At 71.2% G+C, this 18,889-nt stretch carries 19 protein-coding genes and 1 riboswitch; of the genes, 14 read left to right on the top strand and 5 right to left on the bottom strand.

What is annotated here, in order from left to right; translation table 11 throughout:
* Positions 1–23: 23 nt before the first annotated feature.
* From HNR30_RS04845 to rpe, 7 genes are all read left to right on the top strand, one after another.
* Positions 24–1,511 (top strand): hypothetical protein, encoded by a 1,488-nt coding sequence (locus HNR30_RS04845; protein ID WP_181608410.1) that lies wholly within the window; start codon positions 24–26, stop codon positions 1,509–1,511.
* Between the two features lie 31 nt (positions 1,512–1,542).
* Positions 1,543–2,826, top strand: a complete 1,284-nt coding sequence (locus HNR30_RS04850) for a hypothetical protein (RefSeq protein ID WP_312894230.1) — start codon at positions 1,543–1,545, stop codon at positions 2,824–2,826.
* Positions 2,827–2,856: 30 nt separating this feature from the next.
* Positions 2,857–3,405, top strand: coding sequence for a peptide deformylase (gene def, locus HNR30_RS04855; RefSeq protein WP_181608411.1), 549 nt, complete (start codon positions 2,857–2,859; stop codon positions 3,403–3,405).
* Entirely contained in the window at positions 3,402–4,331 is a 930-nt protein-coding gene (gene fmt, locus HNR30_RS04860; protein WP_181608412.1) for a methionyl-tRNA formyltransferase, read from the top strand. The genes def and fmt overlap by 4 nt, the downstream gene beginning before the upstream one ends.
* Before the next feature lie 227 nt (positions 4,332–4,558).
* Positions 4,559–6,091, top strand: a complete 1,533-nt coding sequence (locus HNR30_RS47295; RefSeq protein WP_312894231.1) for an RsmB/NOP family class I SAM-dependent RNA methyltransferase — start codon at positions 4,559–4,561, stop codon at positions 6,089–6,091.
* A gap of 59 nt (positions 6,092–6,150) precedes the next feature.
* Positions 6,151–7,137 carry a phosphatase PAP2 family protein gene (locus tag HNR30_RS04870; protein WP_181608413.1) on the top strand — a complete coding sequence of 329 codons (987 nt, stop codon included), beginning with the start codon at positions 6,151–6,153 and terminating at the stop codon, positions 7,135–7,137.
* A gap of 13 nt (positions 7,138–7,150) precedes the next feature.
* Positions 7,151–7,822 (top strand): ribulose-phosphate 3-epimerase, encoded by a 672-nt coding sequence (gene rpe, locus HNR30_RS04875; protein WP_181608414.1) that lies wholly within the window; start codon positions 7,151–7,153, stop codon positions 7,820–7,822.
* On the opposite strand, the gene HNR30_RS04880 is transcribed toward rpe, so the two are convergent.
* From HNR30_RS04880 to HNR30_RS04900, 5 genes are read right to left on the bottom strand one after another with little or no spacing between them, the layout of a single operon-like run.
* The gene (locus HNR30_RS04880; protein ID WP_181608415.1) at positions 7,790–8,794 is read right to left on the bottom strand and encodes an ABC transporter ATP-binding protein; all 1,005 of its coding nucleotides are present in this window, start codon (positions 8,792–8,794) and stop codon (positions 7,790–7,792) included. The genes rpe and HNR30_RS04880 overlap by 33 nt on opposite strands.
* Positions 8,787–9,794: an ABC transporter ATP-binding protein gene (locus HNR30_RS04885; RefSeq protein WP_181608416.1), complete on the bottom strand. Its 1,008-nt coding sequence runs from the start codon at positions 9,792–9,794 to the stop codon at positions 8,787–8,789. Before HNR30_RS04885 ends, HNR30_RS04880 begins: the two co-directional genes overlap by 8 nt.
* Entirely contained in the window at positions 9,791–10,771 is a 981-nt protein-coding gene (locus tag HNR30_RS04890) for an ABC transporter permease (protein WP_181608417.1), read from the bottom strand. Before HNR30_RS04890 ends, HNR30_RS04885 begins: the two co-directional genes overlap by 4 nt.
* 57 nt (positions 10,772–10,828) lie before the next feature.
* Positions 10,829–12,613, bottom strand: coding sequence for an ABC transporter substrate-binding protein (locus HNR30_RS04895; protein ID WP_181608418.1), 1,785 nt, complete (start codon positions 12,611–12,613; stop codon positions 10,829–10,831).
* Complete coding sequence (locus HNR30_RS04900) at positions 12,613–13,521, bottom strand: ABC transporter permease (RefSeq protein WP_376771732.1); 909 nt, start codon at positions 13,519–13,521, stop codon at positions 12,613–12,615. The genes HNR30_RS04895 and HNR30_RS04900 overlap by 1 nt, the downstream gene beginning before the upstream one ends.
* Between HNR30_RS04900 and HNR30_RS47300 the strand changes: the two genes are divergently transcribed.
* From HNR30_RS47300 to ribH, 7 genes are all read left to right on the top strand, one after another.
* Positions 13,451–13,612, top strand: a complete 162-nt coding sequence (locus tag HNR30_RS47300; protein WP_246377150.1) for a hypothetical protein — start codon at positions 13,451–13,453, stop codon at positions 13,610–13,612. The genes HNR30_RS04900 and HNR30_RS47300 overlap by 71 nt on opposite strands.
* Before the next feature lie 138 nt (positions 13,613–13,750).
* Positions 13,751–14,557 carry an oxygenase MpaB family protein gene (locus HNR30_RS04905; RefSeq protein WP_181608420.1) on the top strand — a complete coding sequence of 269 codons (807 nt, stop codon included), beginning with the start codon at positions 13,751–13,753 and terminating at the stop codon, positions 14,555–14,557.
* Positions 14,558–14,638: 81 nt separating this feature from the next.
* Positions 14,639–14,769: riboswitch (FMN riboswitch) on the top strand.
* A gap of 93 nt (positions 14,770–14,862) precedes the next feature.
* Entirely contained in the window at positions 14,863–15,990 is a 1,128-nt protein-coding gene (ribD, locus tag HNR30_RS04910; protein WP_312894232.1) for a bifunctional diaminohydroxyphosphoribosylaminopyrimidine deaminase/5-amino-6-(5-phosphoribosylamino)uracil reductase RibD, read from the top strand.
* A complete protein-coding gene (locus HNR30_RS04915; RefSeq protein ID WP_181608421.1) occupies positions 15,990–16,577 on the top strand; it encodes a riboflavin synthase in 588 nt (195 codons plus the stop codon). The genes ribD and HNR30_RS04915 overlap by 1 nt, the downstream gene beginning before the upstream one ends.
* The gene (gene pnuC / locus HNR30_RS04920) at positions 16,574–17,221 is read left to right on the top strand and encodes a nicotinamide riboside transporter PnuC (protein WP_181608422.1); all 648 of its coding nucleotides are present in this window, start codon (positions 16,574–16,576) and stop codon (positions 17,219–17,221) included. The genes HNR30_RS04915 and pnuC overlap by 4 nt, the downstream gene beginning before the upstream one ends.
* Entirely contained in the window at positions 17,218–18,417 is a 1,200-nt protein-coding gene (locus tag HNR30_RS04925; protein WP_281389484.1) for a bifunctional 3,4-dihydroxy-2-butanone-4-phosphate synthase/GTP cyclohydrolase II, read from the top strand. The genes pnuC and HNR30_RS04925 overlap by 4 nt, the downstream gene beginning before the upstream one ends.
* Positions 18,414–18,878 (top strand): 6,7-dimethyl-8-ribityllumazine synthase, encoded by a 465-nt coding sequence (ribH, locus tag HNR30_RS04930; RefSeq protein ID WP_181608423.1) that lies wholly within the window; start codon positions 18,414–18,416, stop codon positions 18,876–18,878. The genes HNR30_RS04925 and ribH overlap by 4 nt, the downstream gene beginning before the upstream one ends.
* The last annotated feature ends 11 nt before the right edge of the window (positions 18,879–18,889 follow it).

Here is an 18,889-nt window from a genome sequence, read left to right on the forward strand (position 1 = left end):
CGGTAACCCGTTAGCGTGCCCCTGTGTCCATCGATTGGGTGAACAGAGCCATCGACGACCTACGAGCATGGGGGCGGGCCGGCGGCGTCGAGGTGGATGCCGACGAGATCCGGTTGTTGTGCGACTACGCCAGCGACTACCTCAAGGCCGAGCAACTGGCCGATTTCACCCCGGCGACCTTCGACGAACTCCTGCTGTCCATCTACCCCCGCAAGGTCATCGCGCCACCCGAGAGCGCTCCGGAGACCGTCGCGGCGGCGCGCACGCTGGTCGACTTCCTGTGCGCCGAGGGCCACACCGGCCCCGAGACCGCCGCGGCCATGCGCGTGCGGCTCGACGACATCGCGATCAGGCTGCCCGAGGCCCTGGCCGACGAGTCGAACTTCGGCATGACCAAGAGCCTGTTCAGCTCCATCGGCCCCGAGTCGCTGGAGCAGCCGATCTCCATCCCGTCGGGGGAGCAGCCCCAGCAGCACTCCGAGTGCGACTGCCCGGGCTGCTCGCCGCTGCCCGCCGTACGGCTGGCGCCCCTGCCCGAGCTGGTGGCGGCGGCCCGCGAGGTGCCGCTGCTGGCCGGCGAGAAGCCCGGACGGCTCGACGAGCACCTCGACGGCGTCACCGACCCGCTCGACCGCTGGGCCGCCACGGTGGAGTTCCTGCTGGAGCACGACACCGGCGGCGAGATCACCGGCAACGAGCAGGCGGACGCCGAGCTGTACGACCTGTTCGACATGCTCTTCCGCCTGCAGGTGCCGGTGCCGGTGGCGCTGATCGCCGAATACCTGGAGGAGATCGTCGAGGTCGGTCCCGTCGAGGTCGACAGGGCCGTCGCGGGCCTGGTGCACGCCGGGCTGGTCGCGCTCGACGCCGAGACGGTGGCGCTGACCCCGCTGGCCGTCTGGGGGCTGCGCGAGCTCTACCTCGAACGCGGCATGCACTCTCCCGAGGCGCCCGACCTGGCCGACGCCGACGCGATGGGGCTGATCGAGGGGCTGCTGCAGGGCATACCCACCGAGCTGGCCGAGGAGGACATCCGGCGCTGGCTGGAGGGTCGCACACCCGCCGAGGCCGCCGACGAACTGCTCGGCACCGCGTCGGGCGCGCCCGCCGTGGCGCGCGGCATCGCGATCACCATCGTCGACCGCCTCGGCAAGGAGGCCGAGCCCGCCGTACGCTCCTGCCTGGGCGACCCGGAGCTGCGCCCGCACGCCATCCACTGGCTCAACGCCCGCGGCCTGCCCGCGCCCGCGCTGACCCAGCAGGAGCTCCTGTGGGTGAGTGTCGACATGCTCGCCCTGGCCATGCCCGCGGCCGAGGACGACCCCGAGATGTTCGCCGAGAACATGGCGGCCTCCGGACCGCCCGCGCATATGATCGAGGAGATGTGGCGGGTCGACCACCCCGACGTGGTCGAGGTCCTGGAATTGCTGGGCCGCTCCCTGCCCGACGGCACTGTGGCAAAAGCTGCCAGAAAGGCCGCCTTCAAGGCCCGCTCTCGCGCGATCGGGTGAGCCTGTTACTGAAGTGATGTAAGTTTCCTGGGTGGCAAACAACGTCATCGACCTGCGCAGGCCCACCGGAGAAGGCTGCGGCTGCGCAGCCTGCGAGAAGCTGAGCTTCCCCCCGGTCGAGCTGGCCGCCGACGCCGAGCTGGCCGCTCGGGTGCCGGTGGTGCCGCTGGTGGCGGACGCGGTCGCCCTGGCCCGATGGACCGGCACCCGGCCCGTCGGCCCGGAGGCGATGCTGCCCGAGGCCGACGCCGCGCGGGCGGTCCGGGAGCTGGGGTTGCGGCCCGAGCGGCTGCGGCTGCTGTGGGTCGTGGCGGTCAACACCGGCCTGCTGCGCATCACCCGCCAGCAGGCCGTGCCGGGGCCGTTCACGTTCGGCAAGGGCGTGGAGGCCACGCTGGAGTTCTGGGACGGCGTCGTCATGGACGTGCTCGACCGCGCCGACGAGGGGCTGACCGGCTCGGCCGTCATCGATGAGCACCTGGCCGAGACGCTGGCCACCGTCTACTCCGTGCGCACGGGGGTGTCGGTGCCGGTCCTGGCCAAGGGCATCCTGCAGTCGCACGAGGTCGCCTGCGGGCCGTACAAGGGCGAGTCGATCCTGCGCGAGCTGACCTCCGCCCTGGAGCTGCTGGCCTACTGCGGGCTGGTCGAGACGACGGGCGAGCCGATCGCGTCGGGCAGCCGCATCAGGCTCACCCCGCTCGGCACCTGGGCGGTGCGCCAGGACCTGCGACGCGAGGGCCACGACGCGCCCACCGCCGCCCAGGTCAGGGTCTTCGCCGAGCTCGACGCCTCCGAACTGGTCGCGGCCATGGTCGCTGGCGGCGTCACGCCGAGCGCGGTCGCCTCGTGGCTGGAGCGCCGCTCGCCGCTCGAGGCGGCCCGCGCTCTGACGGCCATCGCGGCGTACGGCAACGCGGGCGAACGCGGCGCGGCCGGCACCGTCCTCGACGAGCTCGGGCCCGAGGCGGAGGGCCCCCTGCGCGCGGCGCTCACCGAGCCTCTGCTGTGGCGTTACGCCGCCTCCTGGCTGCACATCCGCGACCTCCAAGCGCCGTCGCTGACGCCCGACGACCACGCCTGGCTCGCGGTCGACACCCTCGCCGCGCTGCTGTACCTGTCCGACGCCCCCGGCACGCTCGGCGGCCTCGACGAGGACCTGCCCGGCCTGGTCGCCCAGCTGCCCTCCGTCGACCACCCCGACACGCTGGCGGTGCTCGACCTGCTCGCCTCCCACCACGACGACCAGGTGGTGGCCAAGGCCGCGCGCAAGGCCGCGATGAAGGCCAGATCGCTGGGGCCGCTTAAGCTGTAGGGGTTCGATTCCGACGAGAGAGAGGTTCCCTTGGCGATCCAGGCGATCCGGCTGTTCGGAGACCCGGTGTTGCGCACCCCTGCGGCTCCGGTCGTCGACTTCGACAAGGAGCTGCGCAAGCTGGTCAAAGACCTCACCGACACGATGATGGACGCCCCGGGCGCAGGCCTGGCCGCTCCGCAGATCGGTGTGGGGCTGCGCGTGTTCACCTACTACGTCGACGACCAGCTCGGCCACCTGATCAACCCGGACCTCGACCTCTCCGACGAGCTCGACGAGGAGGGGGAGGAGGGCTGCCTGTCCTTCCCCGGCCTGTCGTATCCCACCCCGCGTGCCGTACGAGCCGTCGCCAAGGGCTTCGACATGCACGGCGAGCCGGTCGTGCTGGAGGGCACCGACCTGATGGCCCGCTGCTTCCAGCACGAGACCGACCACCTCGACGGCATCCTGTTCATCGACCGCATGGACCTCAAGCAGCGCAAGCTGGCCATGAAGGCGATCCGCGAGGCCGAGTGGACCGGCGCCGCGGCGCCGACGTTCAAGCTGTCGCCCCACGCCACCGGCGGGCGGGCCCTGTGAGACTCGTCTTCGCGGGCACCCCCGAGACGGCCCTGCCGTCGCTGCGTGCCCTCATCGACTCGCCCCGGCACGAGGTCGTCGCCGTCGTCACGCGGCCCGACGCGCAGTCGGGACGCGGGCGCAAGGTGCACCCGTCGCCGGTGGCGCAGCTGGCCGAGGAGTCGGGCATCGAGGTGCTGCGCCCGGCCAAGGCCTCCGACCCCGCCTTCCAGGAGCGGCTGCGGGAGATCGACCCCGACTGCTGCCCGGTCGTCGCCTACGGCGCGCTGCTGCCGCAGTCGGCCCTCGACATCCCGCGCCACGGCTGGATCAACCTGCACTTCTCGATCCTGCCCGCCTGGCGTGGCGCCGCGCCCGTGCAGCACGCCGTGCTCCACGGCGACGAGATCACCGGGGCGTGCACCTTCCAGATCGTCAAGGAGCTCGACGCCGGGCCCGTCTACGGCGTGGTCACCGAGGAGATCCGGCCTGCCGACACCAGCGGCGAGCTGCTGGAGCGGCTGTCGATCTCCGGCGCGGGGCTGCTGGCCGCCACCCTCGACGGGGTGGAGGACGGCGCGCTGGAGGCTCGCGCGCAGCCGCTCGACGGGGTGTCCTACGCGGGCAAGATCGGCGTCGACGACGCTCACGCCGACTTCACCGCGCCCGCCATGCGGGTCGACCGGCTGGTGCGGGCGTGCACACCGAACCCGGGCGCGTGGGCGGAGTTCCGCGGTCAGCGGGTCAAGCTCGGTCCCGTACGGCTCGCGCCCGACGCCGAGCGGCTGGCGCCGGGGGAGATCCTGGCGTCGAAGAAGTCGGTGCTGGTCGGCACCGCCACGCATCCGGTCGAGCTCAGCGACGTCCAGGCGCAGGGCAAGAGGGTGATGAGCGCGGTGGAGTGGGCACGCGGCGTACGGCCGGCGCCCGAGGATCGGCTGGGCTGATGGCTGGAGGATCGGGGGGATCCGGCGAGCGCCGAAACCAGAGCGGCCAGCGAGGCGGCGGTCCGGGGCAGCAGAGCGGTGGTTCCGGACAGCGGGGTGGCGGTTCCGGGCAGCGGAGCGGTGATTCCGGGCAGCGGAGCGGTGGTTCCGGGCAGCGGAGTGGCGGTTCCGGGCAGCCGGGCGGTGGTTCCGGGCAGCGGGGCGGGGCTGGGCGGCCGGGCAAGCCGGTGCGTGACGACGCGCGCAACGCCGCCTACGACGTGCTGCGGGCCGTCGACGAGCGCGACGCCTACGCCAACCTGCTGATGCCCAGGCTCCTGCGCGAGCGCGGTCTCGGCGGGCGCGACGCGGCCCTGGCCACCGAGCTGGCGTACGGCACGCTGCGCGGCCTGGGCTCCTACGACAAGATCATCGCCGCCTGCGTCGACCGCGACCCCGACCCCGAGGTGCTCGACGCGCTGCGCCTGGGCGCTCACCAGCTGCTGCGCATGCGGGTGCCCCCGCACGCCGCCGTGGGCACGACGGTCGACCTCGTCCGGCTGCGCATCGGCCAGGGCGCGGCGAAGTTCGTCAACGCCGTGCTGCGCAAGATCGCGGCTCGCACGATCGACGAGTGGCTGCCGATCGTGGCTCCCGCGAAGGAGGCCGACCTGCTCGGCCACCTGGCCGTCACCCACAGCCATCCGCGCTGGGTGGTGGCCGCCTTCCGCGACGCCCTGGGCGACGACGCCCGGCTGCCCGAGCTGCTGGAGGCCGACAACGCCCGGCCGGCGGTCACCCTGGTCGCGCGCCCCGGCCGCAGCGACGTGGCCGAACTGGAGGAGTCGGGCGCCGAGCCGGGGCGGTACTCGCCGTACGCGGCCTACCTGCCCGAGGGCGATCCCGGCAGGATCCCGGCCGTGGCCGCCTACCGGGCGGCGGTGCAGGACGAGGCCAGCCAGCTGGTGGCTCTGGCGCTGGCCAGGGTGCCGCTGGAGGGGCCCGACCGGTTGTGGCTCGACATGTGCGCGGGCCCCGGCGGCAAGGCGGGCCTGCTCGACGCCATCGCCGCCTACGGCGACGAGGCGGGGCTGGAGCGGGAGAAGAGAGAACACGAGGAGAACGGCCGTCGCGCGGCCTCCGACGGCGCCTCCGACGGCGCCTCCGACGGCGCCTCCGACGGCGGATTCGACGGCGGATTCGACGGCGGATTCGACGGCGGGCCTGGCAGTGGGCGCGGCGGTGGGTCCGGCGGGTTCGAGGCCGTCCAGGCTTTCCCCGGTGGCGCCCACCTGGTGGCCGCCGACGCGCAGCACCATCGCGCTCGCCTGGTGTGGGAGACCACCCGCGAGGCGGCGGTGATCACCGCCGACGGCACCGAGCCGCCCTGGCGCCAGGGCGTCTTCGACCGCGTCATGCTCGACGCCCCCTGCACCGGCCTGGGCGCCCTGCGGCGGCGTCCCGAGGCGCGCTGGCGGCGCGACGCGCGCAGCGTGCCCGAGCTGACCAAGCTCCAGCGTGCCCTGCTCGACTCCGCCGTCGCCGCGCTGCGCCCCGGCGGCGTCCTGGCCTACGTCACCTGCTCGCCCCACCTGGCCGAGACCCAGGTGGTCGTCTCCGACGCCCTCAAGCGCCACCCGGAGCTGGAGCAGCTCGACGCCCGCGCCTACCTGCCCGAGGTGGGGGATCTCGGTCAGGGGCCGCACGCGCAGTTCTGGCCGCACCGGCACGGGACGGACGCGATGTTCCTCGCCCTCCTCCGGAAAACAAGCAAGCGTTAGGTCACAGTTCGGGGACGAAGGCTTGCCTGACGCGAGCCCTCGTGTGATGCCATCACGGCGTGAGCCCCCTCGACGACCTGCGCGCCGCCGAACTCGACCCCATCGTCTGGCTCCAGAGCCTGCCCACGGCACTGGAGCCGGTAATGGAGTTCGTGTCGCTGTTCGGCACCGAGACCTTCTTCCTGTTCCTGCTGCCGCTCTTCTACTGGTGCGTCAGCCCGCGCGCCGGCCTGCTGATGGGCGCGGTGGTGCTGGCGAGCGCCTCCACGAACCTGGTGGGCAAGCTCCTGTTCCACGCGCCCAGGCCGTACTGGATCGACGCCAGGATCCGGCCGCTGGGCGTCGAGGAGCAGTTCGGCATGCCCTCGGGGCACGCCCAGATCGCCACGGCCACCTGGGGCGCCCTGGCGAGCCTGGTGCGGCGGCCGTGGGCCCCGTGGGCATGGTGGGCGGCGGGCGTGATCACCGCGCTGATCGCGCTGTCGCGGGTCTACCTGGGCGTGCACTTCATCTCCGATGTGGTCCTGGGCGTGGTGCTCGGGCTCGGTGTCCTGCTGGCCGTCCTGGGTCTCGAAGGGCGCGTCACGCGCTGGTGGCTGGCCCGGTCGCTCTGGGCGCAGTTGCTGTTCGCCGCCGCCGTGTCCGGCATCATGATCGGCGCCGCGGTGCTGGCCAACCTGCCGCACGACGGCTGGACGCTGCCGCAGGCGTGGGCGGCGGCCGGGCGGATCGACCCGGAGAACCTCGACTACATGGTGGCCCTGTCGGGTTCGGCGCTCGGCATGCTCGCCGGCGTCGCGCTCATGTGGCGCCTGGGCTGGTTCACCACCGCGGGCCCGGTACGGCAGCGCGTGCTGCGCTGGGCACTGGGCTCGGCGGTGGTCGGGCTGCTCTGGTACGGCACGCGCGAACTGCTCCCCGACGACAGCGCCTGGAGATATCTCCGCTATGCCGCGATCTCCCTGTGGGTGCAGCTGGGCGCCCCCCTGACCTTCATCGCGCTCGGACTCATGACCCGCGAGAAGATCGGGGCTCGCGCGCCCTAGACTCGGATCCATCATGGCCATGCAGATATTTCCCAGCATCCTGTCCGCCGACTTCGCCCGGCTGGCCGACGAGGCGGCGCGCGTGCCCAACGCCGACTGGCTGCACGTCGACGTCATGGACTACCACTTCGTGCCCAACCTGACGCTCGGCCTGCCCGTGGTGGAGTCGCTGCTCAAGGCGACCGGCACGCCGCTCGACTGCCACCTGATGATCGCCGAGCCCGACCGGTGGGCGCCCGCCTACGCCGAGGCGGGCGTGGGCAGCGTGACCATCCACGCCGAGGCGGCCAGGGCGCCGGTGCGCACCCTGCGCGAGATCCGCAAGCAGGGCGCCCGCTCGGGCTTCGCGCTCAGCCCCGCCACGCCGGTCGAGCCGTACGAAGACCTGCTCGGCGAGATCGACATGCTGCTGCTGATGACCGTAGAACCGGGCTTCGGCGGGCAGAGCTTCCTCGACATGGTGCTGCCCAAGATCAGGCGGACCCGCGAGCTCATCGACCGCCACGGCGGCGAGATCTGGCTGCAGATCGACGGCGGGGTGTCGGAGGAGACCATCGAGCGCTGCGCCGAGGCGGGCGCTGACACCTTCGTCGCGGGCAGCGCGGTCTACGGCGCCGCCGACCCCGCCGCGGCGATCGACAAGCTGCGGGCGCTAGCTCAGGGCGGGGTCCAGGACGACGTCTGACCCGTGGGTCGTGGGCGCCTCGGGGAAGTGACACGCGGTCAGGTGCCCTTCCGCGTTGCCGCCGAGCCGTACGAGAGGCGGCTCCTCCAGGGCGCACCTGTCCCGCGCCTTCCAGCAGCGGGTGCGGAAGCGGCAGCCACTGGGCGGGTTGACCGGGCTCGGCACGTCCCCGGCCAGCCTGATGCGCTCGCGGCGCGGCGTGTCGGGATCCGGGTCGGGCACCGCCGACAGCAGGGCGTGGGTGTACGGATGCCGGGGCCGCTCGTAGAGCGAGTCCCGGTCGCCGATCTCGACGATCTTGCCGAGGTACATGACGGCGACCCGCTGCGAGAAGTGCCGCACCACGGCCAGATCGTGGGCGATGAACAGGAACGCGATGCCCATCTCCCTGCGCAGCCGCTGCAGCAGGTTGACCACCTGCGCCTGGATGGAGACGTCCAGGGCGGAGACGGGCTCGTCGGCGACGATCAGCCTGGGCTTGAGCGCCAGCGCCCTGGCCACGCCGATGCGCTGGCGCTGGCCGCCGGAGAACTCGTGGGGGAAGCGGTTGTAGTGCTCGGGGTTGAGCCCGACGATCTCCAGCAGCTCCTTGATCCCGCGCTCGGTGGGCCGCAGCCCGTTGACCTCCATGGGCCCGCCGATGATGGTGCCCACGGTGTGGCGGGGATTCAGTGACGCGTACGGGTCCTGGAAGATCATCTGGATCTCGGAGCGGATGGGCCGCATGCGCCGCCTGCTCCAGTGGCTGATGTCCTGGCCGCGGTAGGAGACGGTGCCGGACGTCGGCTCCTGGAGCCTGGCCACCAGGCGGCCGGCGGTGGACTTGCCGCATCCCGACTCGCCGACCAGGCCGAGCGACTCGTGCTCGCCGATCGACAGGCTGATGCCGTCGACCGCGTGCACCACGACGCGGCGCCGCTTGAGCGGGAAGTGCTTGGTCAGCTCGGTGAGCTGCAGGAGGGGCTCAGCCACGGATCTGGTCCTTCACGGTCTGGGACAGGTAGCACGCGCTGGAGTGCCCGGTGCGCGGATGCAGGTCGGGCCGCTCGGTGCTGCACAGGTCCACCGGCACCCGGTCGGCGTAGTCGCAGCGCGGGTGGAACGGGCAGCCGGACGGCAGGGTGAGCAGGCTGGGCGGGGTGCCGCGCACCGGGCGCAGCGGGCTGTCGGGATCGGTGGCCAGGTGCGGCATCGAGGCGAGCAGGCCCCAGGTGTAGGGGTGGCCGGGCGCTTTCAGCACCTCGCGCCGGGTGCCGCGCTCGATCGCGCGTCCCGCGTACATCACCATGACCTCGTCGGCGACGTCGGCGATGACCCCGAGGTCGTGGGTGATCATGATGATCGCGCTGCCGGTCTCCTCCTGCAGCGCCTTGAGCAGGTCGAGGATCTGAGCCTGCACGGTGACGTCGAGCGCGGTGGTGGGCTCGTCGGCGATCACCAGCTCCGGGTCGCACACCAGCGCCATCGCGATCATCGCGCGCTGGCGCATGCCACCGGAGAACTCGTGCGGGTAGGCGTCGACCCGCAGCTTGGGCTGGGGGATGCCGACCCTGGCGAGCATCTCGATCGCCCGCTCGCGGGCCTCGCGCCTGCTCGCCCCCGTGTGCTTGGTCAGCACCTCGCCGATCTGGCTGCCGACCGTGTGGAACGGCGACAGCGAGCTCAGGGAGTCCTGGAAGATCATGGCGACCTTCCTGCCGCGCAGCGCCTCCATGCGCCGGGGCGTGGCGGTCAGCAGGTTCTCCCCGTCGAGCCAGACCTCGCCCGAGACCTCCGAATAGCGGGGGTCGTGCAGGCCCATGACGGCCATGCTGGTCACCGACTTGCCGGAGCCCGACTCGCCGACGATGCCGAGCGTCCGGCCGCGATCCAGGCCGAACGACAGGCCGTCGACCGCCTTGACGACGCCGTCCTCGGTCTTGAACTGGACATAGAGGTCACGCACGGTCAGGAAGGAAGGGTCGGGGATCATGACAGGCGCACCCTGGGGTCGATGACGGCGTACAGGGCGTCCACCACCACGTTGATCAGCACGATGGCGCCCGCGCTCAGCACGGTGATGCCCAGCAGCATGGGCAGGTCGGTGTTGGTGAAGGCCTGGGTGACCAGCTCGCCCAGGCCGTGCAGGCCGAAGGTGAGCTCGGTGACGATCGCGCCGCCGAGCAGCACGCCCAGGTCGATGCCGAACTGGGTGACCACCGGGATCATCGCGCCACGCCAGGCGAAGCGGAAGAAGGTCGTACGGCGGGACATGCCCTTGGCGCGTGCCGTACGGACGTAGTCCTCGTTGAACTGCTCCAGCAGCATCGACCGGGTCAGGCGGGTGTAGTTGGAGTAGAAGATGACCGACAGCGCGATCCACGGGATGAGCAGGCCGACGAACCACTTGGCCGGATTGTCGCCGAACTCGGTGTAGCGGGGCCGGGGCAGCAGGCCGAGGGTGTCGCTGAGCACGAACACCATCAGCGGGCCGACGAAGAAGATCTGCATGCCGCCGCCGATGTTGGACAGCGACGTGGCCAGCGAGTCGATCCAGGTGCCGCGCTTGGCGGCGGCCAGCATGCCCGCGCCGATGCCGACGGTCAGGATGACGGCCGCGCCGCCGAGGCTGAGCGAGACGGTGACGGGCAGGCGGTCCAGCACGGTCTCGGTGACCCATTCGCCCTTGGCGAAGGAGTAGCCGAAGCAGGGCGCCTCGCAGCGGCCGACGCCCGGGAAGTCGCGTCCGGCCACGACCCCCTGGGCCCAGGCCAGGAACTGCTGCCAGATCGGCAGGTCCATGCCCATCTCGTGACGCAGCAGCTTCAGGTTCTCCGGCAGGCACAACTTGCCGCAGAAGGCACGGGCCGGGTCTCGGGGCAGGGCGTAGAAGAGCAGGAAGACGGTGGCCGCGACCACCATGACGATGCCGGCGGCGCTGACCAGCCGCCGCAGGAGGAAACGGATCATGTCGCTCCAGGGGAAATGCGGCCCCGGGGAGGAGTTCGGGGCCGCACGCTCGGCTGCTTACTCGTTCACGTAGGCGGTCAGCAGGTTGGTGCCGCCCCAGTAGTAGTCCATCTCCGCCCAGACCTTGGAGCCGCGCATGTCGATGTAGGTCAGGTAGAAGCCGGGGATGAGCGCCGCGTCCTTGACGATCATCTCGTCGATCTTCGACCAGGCCGCGCCGCGCTCCTCGGCGGTGGCGAGCTTGTCGGCCTCGTCGATGGCCTTGTTGACCTCGGGGTTGTCGTAGTTGGAGTAGTTGCTGGCCCCGTCGGCGACCAGGCGGCCGTCGAACAGCGGCGGCAGCACGGTCTGGCCGTCGGGCCAGTCGGCGCCCCAGCCCGAGCGGTGCACGTCGATGGCCTTGTCGACCTGGCCGATCGTGTCGCCCCAGCTGTTGGCGTCGATCTCCTTGCCGACGTACGTGAAGCCGGCCTTGGTCAGCGCCTCCTGCACCAGTACCGCGATCTTCTGCTGCAGCGGCCGGTTGGCGTAGGCGTAGACGATGGTCGGGTTCTGCTCGCCCGCCTCGGCCAGCAGCTTCCTGGCCGCCTCGACGTCGCCGTCGGGCTTGTCGAGCTGCCCCCAGACGTCGAACTTGCGGAAGCCCACTCCCGTCGGGCTCATGATCGTCGTGCCCAGGTAGCCGAAGCCCATGTCGCCGCCGGCGAGCTTGTGGATCGCACCCATCGGCCAGGCCTTGATCAACGCCTCGCGCACCTTGGGGTCGGTGATCCGCTTGGTGTTGATCGCCCAGTACTCCGTGAAGGGGGTGATGCCGGTGATGGCGCGCTTCATCAGCTCGGGGTCGGCCACCACCTCGGGCAGCCGCTCGGGGCCCAGCCCGAAGATGTTGACCGCGTACTGGTCCTCGCCGCTGTCGGCGATGAAGCGGTCGGTGGCCTGCTGGACGGTCACGCCGAACTCGAACGTCCACCGGTCCGGGTAGGCGTTGCGGATCGGGTCGGTGGCCGCGTCCCAGTGCGGGTTGCGCTCCATCTCCATCGACTTGTCGGGCGTGTGCTTGACGATCCGGTACGGCCCGCTGGCGTGCGGGCGTTTGTCGTAGTTCTTCTCGTCCTTCACGTCCTGGGTGTGCTTCTTGGGCACGATCGCGTAGCCGGGCATGCCCAGCGCCATGTTGAAGTCGCCGTGCTGCTTGTCGAGGTGGAAGACGACGGTCCTGGCGTCAGGCGTCTCGATGGTCTTCAGTCCCTCACCGCCCTTGTAGGGCCCCGGGTACTTGGCGCGGTAGTCCTTGGAGCCCACCAGCCACTGCTGGACGTAGGTGGGGCCCTGGTTGATCACCGGGTCGTAGAGGCGCTCGAAGCTCCACTTCACGTCCTCGGAGGTGATCGGCGAGCCGTCCTCCCACTTGACGCCGTCCTTGAGGGTGAAGGTCCACGTCTTGCCGCCGTCGCCGCTGGTGCCGGTGTCGGTGGCCAGGTCGCCGACGATCAGGATGTTGCCGTCGCGCTGCTGCTTGAAGCCGATCAGGCCGCGGCTGATCAGGCCGGCGATCTGCGACTGGTCGGAGTAGTAGATCTGCCCGGGGTCCAGGTGGGCCGGGCCGACGCTGAACAGTCCGGTGATCGTGCCGCCGCGCTTGGCGCCGGAGACCTCGGTGGCCGGTCCCTGTGAGTCGGCGGCGCCGCCCACCCTGATGGTGGCCACCTTCGACTCGGAGGTGGCGGTGGGCATCGGCGGCGGCTGGGTGGCCTGCGACCGGGGTGCGCCGCCTCCCTTGGCGCACCCCGCCAGGACCAGGGCCCCCGCGGCCAGGACGGCTAACGCTCTGTTTCTCATCACAGCCCCTTGGTTTTCGGATCCAGGGCGTCGCGGATGGCGTCGCCCATGAGGTTGAAGCAGACGATGAAGATCAACATCGCCAGGCCCGGCCAGAGCAGGTACGGGAAGTCCAGGTGGTAGTACTGCACGCCCTCCAGGAACATCCGGCCCCAGTCCGGCACGTCGGGACCCAGCCCCACCCCGAGGAAGCCGAGCCCCGCCTCGACGCCCACCAGGATCGGCAGCTGCCAGGTGGCCAGCACGATGATCGGCGACCACAGGTTGGGCAGGATCTCGCGGAAGATGATGCGCGCCGGGGAGGCGCCGCTGACCTTGGCCGCCTCCACGAACTCCCGCTCGCGCAGGCTCAGCACCTGCGAGCGCAGGATGCGCGCGCTGCCGGCCCAGCCGAGCGCGGTCAGCACGATGCACAGGGTCGCGAAGCGCAGCCAGGTGGGCGTGGCCTCCTCGGGCCCGACCAGCATGCTGTCGACCACCGGCACCAGGGCGATCAGCATGAGCTGGCTCGGGAAGGCCAGCAGCACGTCGATCACCCGGCCCGCCCAGTAGTCGGTCCTGCCGCCCAGGTAGCCCGCCGCGATGCCGACCGTGATGCCGATCAGCATCAGGCCCACGGTGGCGATCAGGGCGATGGCGAGCGAGGTGCGGATGCCGAAGACCAGCTGCATGAACACGTCGCGGCCGAGGCCGGGCTCGATGCCGAGCCAGAACTCCGGGCTCATGCCCCCGGTCGGAGGGGGCGGATATCCGCTGGCGTCGAGAAGCCGGTACCCATACCTTTCATGGGCATTCTTTCCATAAGCCAGTGAAATCAGAGGAGCGGTCGCGGCGATAATGAAGAAGGTCGCCGACACGAAAAAGCAGAATACCCCGGTGCGATTTCTCTTGAATCGTCGCCAGGCGATCCTCCCTGGTGAAAGCCCGATGGTCACGGTGGGCTCGGCCGTTTCCGGCAGCACGACGGTCGCCATGATGCGCACGATGGCACCGTTTTAGCGGCCTGTGAAACACATCACGGAATTGTGACCTGGCACGGACGATACCGGCTAATCATCTTGAGTCCGTGACGTTCCCTGCACGGGAGTGTGACTTACCGCGGAACGGGGTAATGTTTTACTTACAGGAGGTGTCAGAATGGATCACGGGCTGTTCGGTCCGCAGTCGGTCACCTGGCGGGTGATGGGGGAGCCGATCCTCCTGGTGGGCGGCTTCCGCGCGCTGCTGATGCAGGGGCTGCACCCCTGGGCGATGCGGGGCGTGCTGCAGAACTCCGCCTTGATGGACCCGCGCGAGGCGTGGTCGCGCTTCCTGCGCACCACCGAGTTCGTCCGGGTCAGGACCTACGGCACGCGCGCAGAGGTCGAGCAGGCCGGCAGCCGGGTGCGCAGGATCCACGCCACCCTCGGCTTCGACGACCCCGACACCGGGCTGCGCCACCGCCTCGACGAGCCGGAGGCGCTGCGCTGGGTGCACGTCGGCGAGGTCGACTCCTACCTGTCGGTCGCCCGCCGGGCCGGGGTGCGGCTGTCCGACGCCGACGCCGACCGGTTCGTCCTGGAGTGGCGCTCGGCCGCCGAGGTCGTCGGGCTCGATCCCGCGACCGTTCCCGGCGACGTGGCCTCCCTCAGGTCCTACATCGACGACGCGCGGCCGGGGCTGCGCTTCGTGTCGGAGGCGGCCCATCCGCTGCGGCTGTCGCTGAACGCGCCGCTGCCGGTCTACCTGGCTCCGCTCAAGCCGGTCCTGCCCGCGCTGACCCTGCTCGCCTTCGCCACGCTGCCGCGCTGGGCCCGGCGCCTGTACGGCCTGCCCGCCACCCCTGTGGGCGACCTGTGGGCCACGGCCACCCTGCGCAGCCTGCACGCCGGGCTCAGTTTCGTGCCCCCTCAGGTGCGTTACGCCCCGGACGCCCGGCGCGCCAGGAAGCTCATGGCCGCTTGACCAAGCGACCGCTTGGTATCAGGATGGGGGTGCGTCGCGACCGCTTGAAGCGGCGTGGCACACTGTGAGGAAGAACAGAGCTAGCGTGCTCCGGGGTCGGTGAAAGTCCGAACCGGCGGTGACAGTCCGCGACCCGGCCGATGCCATCGGCCGGTTGACCCGGTGGAATTCCGGGACCGACGGTTAAAGTCCGGATGGGAGGAAGCGCGCAGGTGTCCGGCCGTGCAGGCTGGGCGCCGCTGTGGTGCTTTGGCACCCTTATGTGACCCCGGGGACCGCTCCTTGCGTAACGAGGAGGTCCAGGGGTGGCCGATCCCACCGGTCCCGACCAGGCGCACATGGCACGCGCCGTCGAGCTGGCCGCTCTCGGGCGTGGCACCACCAGCCCCAACCCCGTCGTCGGATGCGTCATCACCAGCGCTTCCGGCGAGGTCGTGGGCGAGGGCTACCACGCCTACGCCGGCGGCCCGCACGCCGAGATCGCCGCCCTGAGCCAGGCGGGCGAGCTCGCCCGCGGCGGCACCGCCTACGTCACCCTCGAACCCTGCGACCACACCGGCCGCACCGGGCCGTGCTCCGAGGCACTGCTCGCCGCCGGCGTCGCCAGGGTCGTCCACGCCGTCGCCGACCCCAACCCCCGCGCCGGCGGAGGCGCCGACCGGCTGCGTGCCCACGGGGTGACGGTCGAGCAGGGCCTGCTGGCGGAGCGGGCCGAGGCGGTCAACATCGAATGGCTGACCTCCGTACGGCTCGGCCGGCCGTACGTGACCTGGAAGTTCGCCGCCACCCTCGACGGACGCTCGGCCGCGGCCGACGGCAGCAGCCAGTGGATCACCTCCGCCGAGGCGCGCGCCGACGTGCACCGGCTGCGGGCCGAGGCCGACGCCATCGTGGCCGGGATCGGCACGATCCTGGCCGACGACCCCCGCCTGACCGCACGCCCCACCCTCGACCTCACCGCGGACCGCGCGCCTGAGGGGGCGCCCGGGCCGGGCAAGCGTCTCCTGCGCGTCGTGGTCGACGCCGACGGCCGCACGCCGCCGACGGCCAGGGTCCTCGACGGCCAGGCGCCCACCCTGGTGGCGGTCGCCGACGACGCCGACGCGCGCCCCGACGCCGACCTGGTCCGCCTGCCCAGGACCGAACACGGCCTCGACCTGCGCGCCCTGCTCAAGGAGCTGGCCGGCAGGGGCGTGGTCAGCGTGTTCCTGGAAGGAGGGGCGACCCTGGCGGGTTCCTTCCTGAGAGACGGGCTGATCGACCGAGTCGTCGCCTACCTCGCCCCGGCCTTCCTGGGCGAGGGCCGGGCGGCGGTGGGCCCGGCGGGCGTCGGCACCATCGCCGGCATCCACCGATGGCACTACCAGGACATCCGGCTGATCGGGCCGGATCTGCGGATCATCGCACACCCCCTAGAGATGAAGGAGCGGTGATGTTCACCGGAATCGTGGAGGAGCAGGGCGAGGTCGTCGCCCTGGAACAGCTGGGCGAGGCGGCCCGGCTGAGCGTGAGAGGCAAGATCGTGACCGGGGACGCCGGCCACGGCGACTCCATCGCGGTCAACGGCGTGTGCCTGACCGTGGTGACCGTCGAGGGCGAGGTCTTCACGGTCGACGTGATGAGGGAGACCCTCGAGCGCAGCTCGCTCGGTGGGCTCGTGAGCGGCTCGAAGGTCAACCTCGAGCGTGCCGTACGGGCCGACCAGCGGCTGGGCGGGCACATCATGCAGGGCCATGTCGACGGTGTGGGCACGATCCTGGCCAGGGAGCCGGGCGAGCACTGGGACGACGTGACCGTCGCCCTGCCCGCCGACTTGAACCGTTATGTGGTGGAGAAGGGCTCGATCGCCGTCGACGGGGTGAGCCTCACGGTGACCAAGGTCGGCGCGACCAGCTTCGGGATCAGCCTGATCCCGACCACGCTGCAGCTGACGAACCTGGGCGCCAAGCAGCCGGGCGAGCAGGTCAACCTCGAGGTCGACGTGATCGCGAAGTACGTGGAGAAGCTGGTGGCGCGATGAACTGGGCGGAGTCGGGATTCGAACTGTTCGGCCTGCACGTCCTGTGGACCGACTTCGTGGGCAGCCTGGCCGCCCTGGTGCCGGTCGTGCTGGCGATGCGCAAGTCGATCTGGAACTGGCCGATCCAGTTCGTCGCCGCGGTGCTGCTGGCCATGGCCTACGCCACCATCCCGGCGACCGGCAGCGTGCTGAAGAACATCATGATGGCCGGCCTGGCCGTCTACGGCTTCGTCAAGTGGCAGCGCGGCATCCGCGACGAGGGTGAGCTGGTCATCCGCCAGGGCACCTCGCGCGAGCGGATCGGCATGCTGATCGCCCTCGTCGGGGGCACGGCGCTGTTCTGGGTGCTGTTCTACGTCACCGGCTGGTCGTGGGGCCAGTACTCCGAGCCGCCCGAGCGCTACTTCCTCATCGCGGCCGACGCCTACATCTTCGTCGGCGGCGTGGTGGCCACCTGGGCGATGAGCAAGGCGCTGGTGGAGTTCTGGCTCATCTGGATCCTGGTCGACCTCGTCGGCGTGCCGGTCGCCTTCCGCGGCGGCATCTACTTCAACGGCTCCGTCTACGTCGTCTTCTTCGTCCTGGCCCTGGTGGGCTTCTTCAACTGGCTCAAGCAGTCGCGACCGCAGGGGGTGACCGCATGACGATGCTCGACTCCATCGAGCGGGCGATCGAGGACATGCGCTGCGGCCGCCCGATCGTCGTGGTCGACGACGAGAACCGCGAGAACGAGGGCGACCTCATCTTCGCCGCCTCGAAGGCCACGCCCGAGCTGCTCGCCTTCACCATCCGCCACACCAGCGGCGTCATCTGCGTGCCGATGGAGGGCGACGAGCTCGACCGGCTCGGCCTGCCGCTCATGGTGCACCAGAACCGCGAGCGGCTGCGCACCGCCTACACCATCAGCGTCGACGCCCGTGACGGCGTGACCACCGGCATCTCGGCCGCCGACCGCGCTCTGACCATCCGCGCGCTGGCCGACCCCGCCACCGAGCCCGACGAGCTCGTACGGCCCGGCCACATCTTCCCGCTGCGCTACCGGCCCGGCGGGGTCCTGGTACGGCGGGGCCACACCGAGGCGGCGGTCGACCTGGCTCGCATGGCCGGGCTGGCGCCCGCCGGGGTCCTGGCAGAGATCGTCAACGACGACGGCACCATGGCCAGGCTGCCCGAGCTGCGCGTCTTCGCCGACGAGCACGACCTGGCGCTGGTCTCCATCGAGCAGCTGGTCGACTACCGGCGCCGCACGGAGAGCATGGTCACCAGGGTCGCCCAGACCCGCCTGCCCAACCGTTACGGCGAGTGGCAGGCCTACGGCTACGCCAGCGCCCTCGACGGCGGCGAGCACGTGGCGCTGGTCCTGGGCGACCTTGAAGACGGCGAGAACATCCTGGTCCGCGCCCACTCCGAGTGCCTGACCGGCGACGTCTTCGGATCCCTGCGATGCGACTGCGGCGTGCAGCTCGACAACGCCATGGCGATGATCGCCGAGGAGGGCCGCGGCGTGGTCGTCTACCTGCGGGGCCACGAGGGCCGCGGTATCGGCCTGCTGGCCAAGCTGAAGGCCTACGGCCTGCAGGACAACGGCAGCGACACCGTCGACGCCAACCTGGAGCTGGGACTGCCGGTCGACGCCCGGGAGTTCTCCAACGCCGGGCAGATGCTGGCCGACCTCGGCATCAAGTCGATCAGGCTGGCCACCAACAATCCGGCCAAGCTGCGCGGCATGGACGGCTACGGCATCAAGGTGCTGGGCCGCGAGCCGATGCCGGTGGCGCTCAACCCGCACAACGAGAGATACCTGAAGGCCAAGCAGGAACGATTGGGACATCTGACATGAGTGGAGCAGGGCGGCCCGCGGTGGCTTCGGTCGAGGCCGAGGGGCTGAGCGTGGGCATCGTCGCGGCCAGCTGGCACGGGAAGATCACCGACCAGCTCGTGGCGCGTGCCGTACAGGCGTGTGAGGACAGCGGGGCCAGCCCGACGGTGGTGCGCGTGCCGGGGTCGCTGGAGATCCCGGTCGTGGCGCAGGCGCTGGCGCGGCGGTTCGACGCGGTGGTGGCGCTCGGCGCGGTCATCCGCGGCGAGACGGCGCACTTCGACTACGTCTGCGACTCGGTCACCTCGGGGCTGACGCGGGTCTCGCTCGACGAGGAGACGCCGGTCGGCAACGGCGTGCTCACCTGCGACACCCTCGACCAGGCCCTCGACCGCAGCGGCCTGCCGGGCAGCGTCGAGGACAAGGGGTACGAGTCGACCGTGGCCGCCCTGGAGACCGCGCTGCTGCTCCGACGGCTCTGACCCCCCCTGCC

The sequence above is a fragment of the Nonomuraea soli genome (genome assembly GCF_013761175.1).
Taxonomy (GTDB): domain Bacteria; phylum Actinomycetota; class Actinomycetes; order Streptosporangiales; family Streptosporangiaceae; genus Nonomuraea; species Nonomuraea soli.

Bases quoted from the DNA above. Each gene is read 5' to 3' on its own strand.
- ribH (WP_181608423.1), top strand. From the start codon at position 18,414: ATGAGTGGAGCAGGGCGGCCCGCGGTGGCTTCGGTCGAGGCCGAGGGG.
- HNR30_RS04885 (WP_181608416.1), bottom strand. From the start codon at position 9,794: ATGATCCCCGACCCTTCCTTCCTGACCGTGCGTGACCTCTATGTCCAG.
- HNR30_RS47300 (WP_246377150.1), top strand. From the start codon at position 13,451: ATGAAGAAGGTCGCCGACACGAAAAAGCAGAATACCCCGGTGCGATTT.
- rpe (WP_181608414.1), top strand. From the start codon at position 7,151: ATGGCCATGCAGATATTTCCCAGCATCCTGTCCGCCGACTTCGCCCGG.
- HNR30_RS04905 (WP_181608420.1), top strand. From the start codon at position 13,751: ATGGATCACGGGCTGTTCGGTCCGCAGTCGGTCACCTGGCGGGTGATG.
- pnuC (WP_181608422.1), top strand. From the start codon at position 16,574: ATGAACTGGGCGGAGTCGGGATTCGAACTGTTCGGCCTGCACGTCCTG.
- HNR30_RS04925 (WP_281389484.1), top strand. From the start codon at position 17,218: ATGACGATGCTCGACTCCATCGAGCGGGCGATCGAGGACATGCGCTGC.
- HNR30_RS04915 (WP_181608421.1), top strand. From the start codon at position 15,990: ATGTTCACCGGAATCGTGGAGGAGCAGGGCGAGGTCGTCGCCCTGGAA.
- HNR30_RS04895 (WP_181608418.1), bottom strand. From the start codon at position 12,613: ATGAGAAACAGAGCGTTAGCCGTCCTGGCCGCGGGGGCCCTGGTCCTG.
- HNR30_RS04890 (WP_181608417.1), bottom strand. From the start codon at position 10,771: ATGATCCGTTTCCTCCTGCGGCGGCTGGTCAGCGCCGCCGGCATCGTC.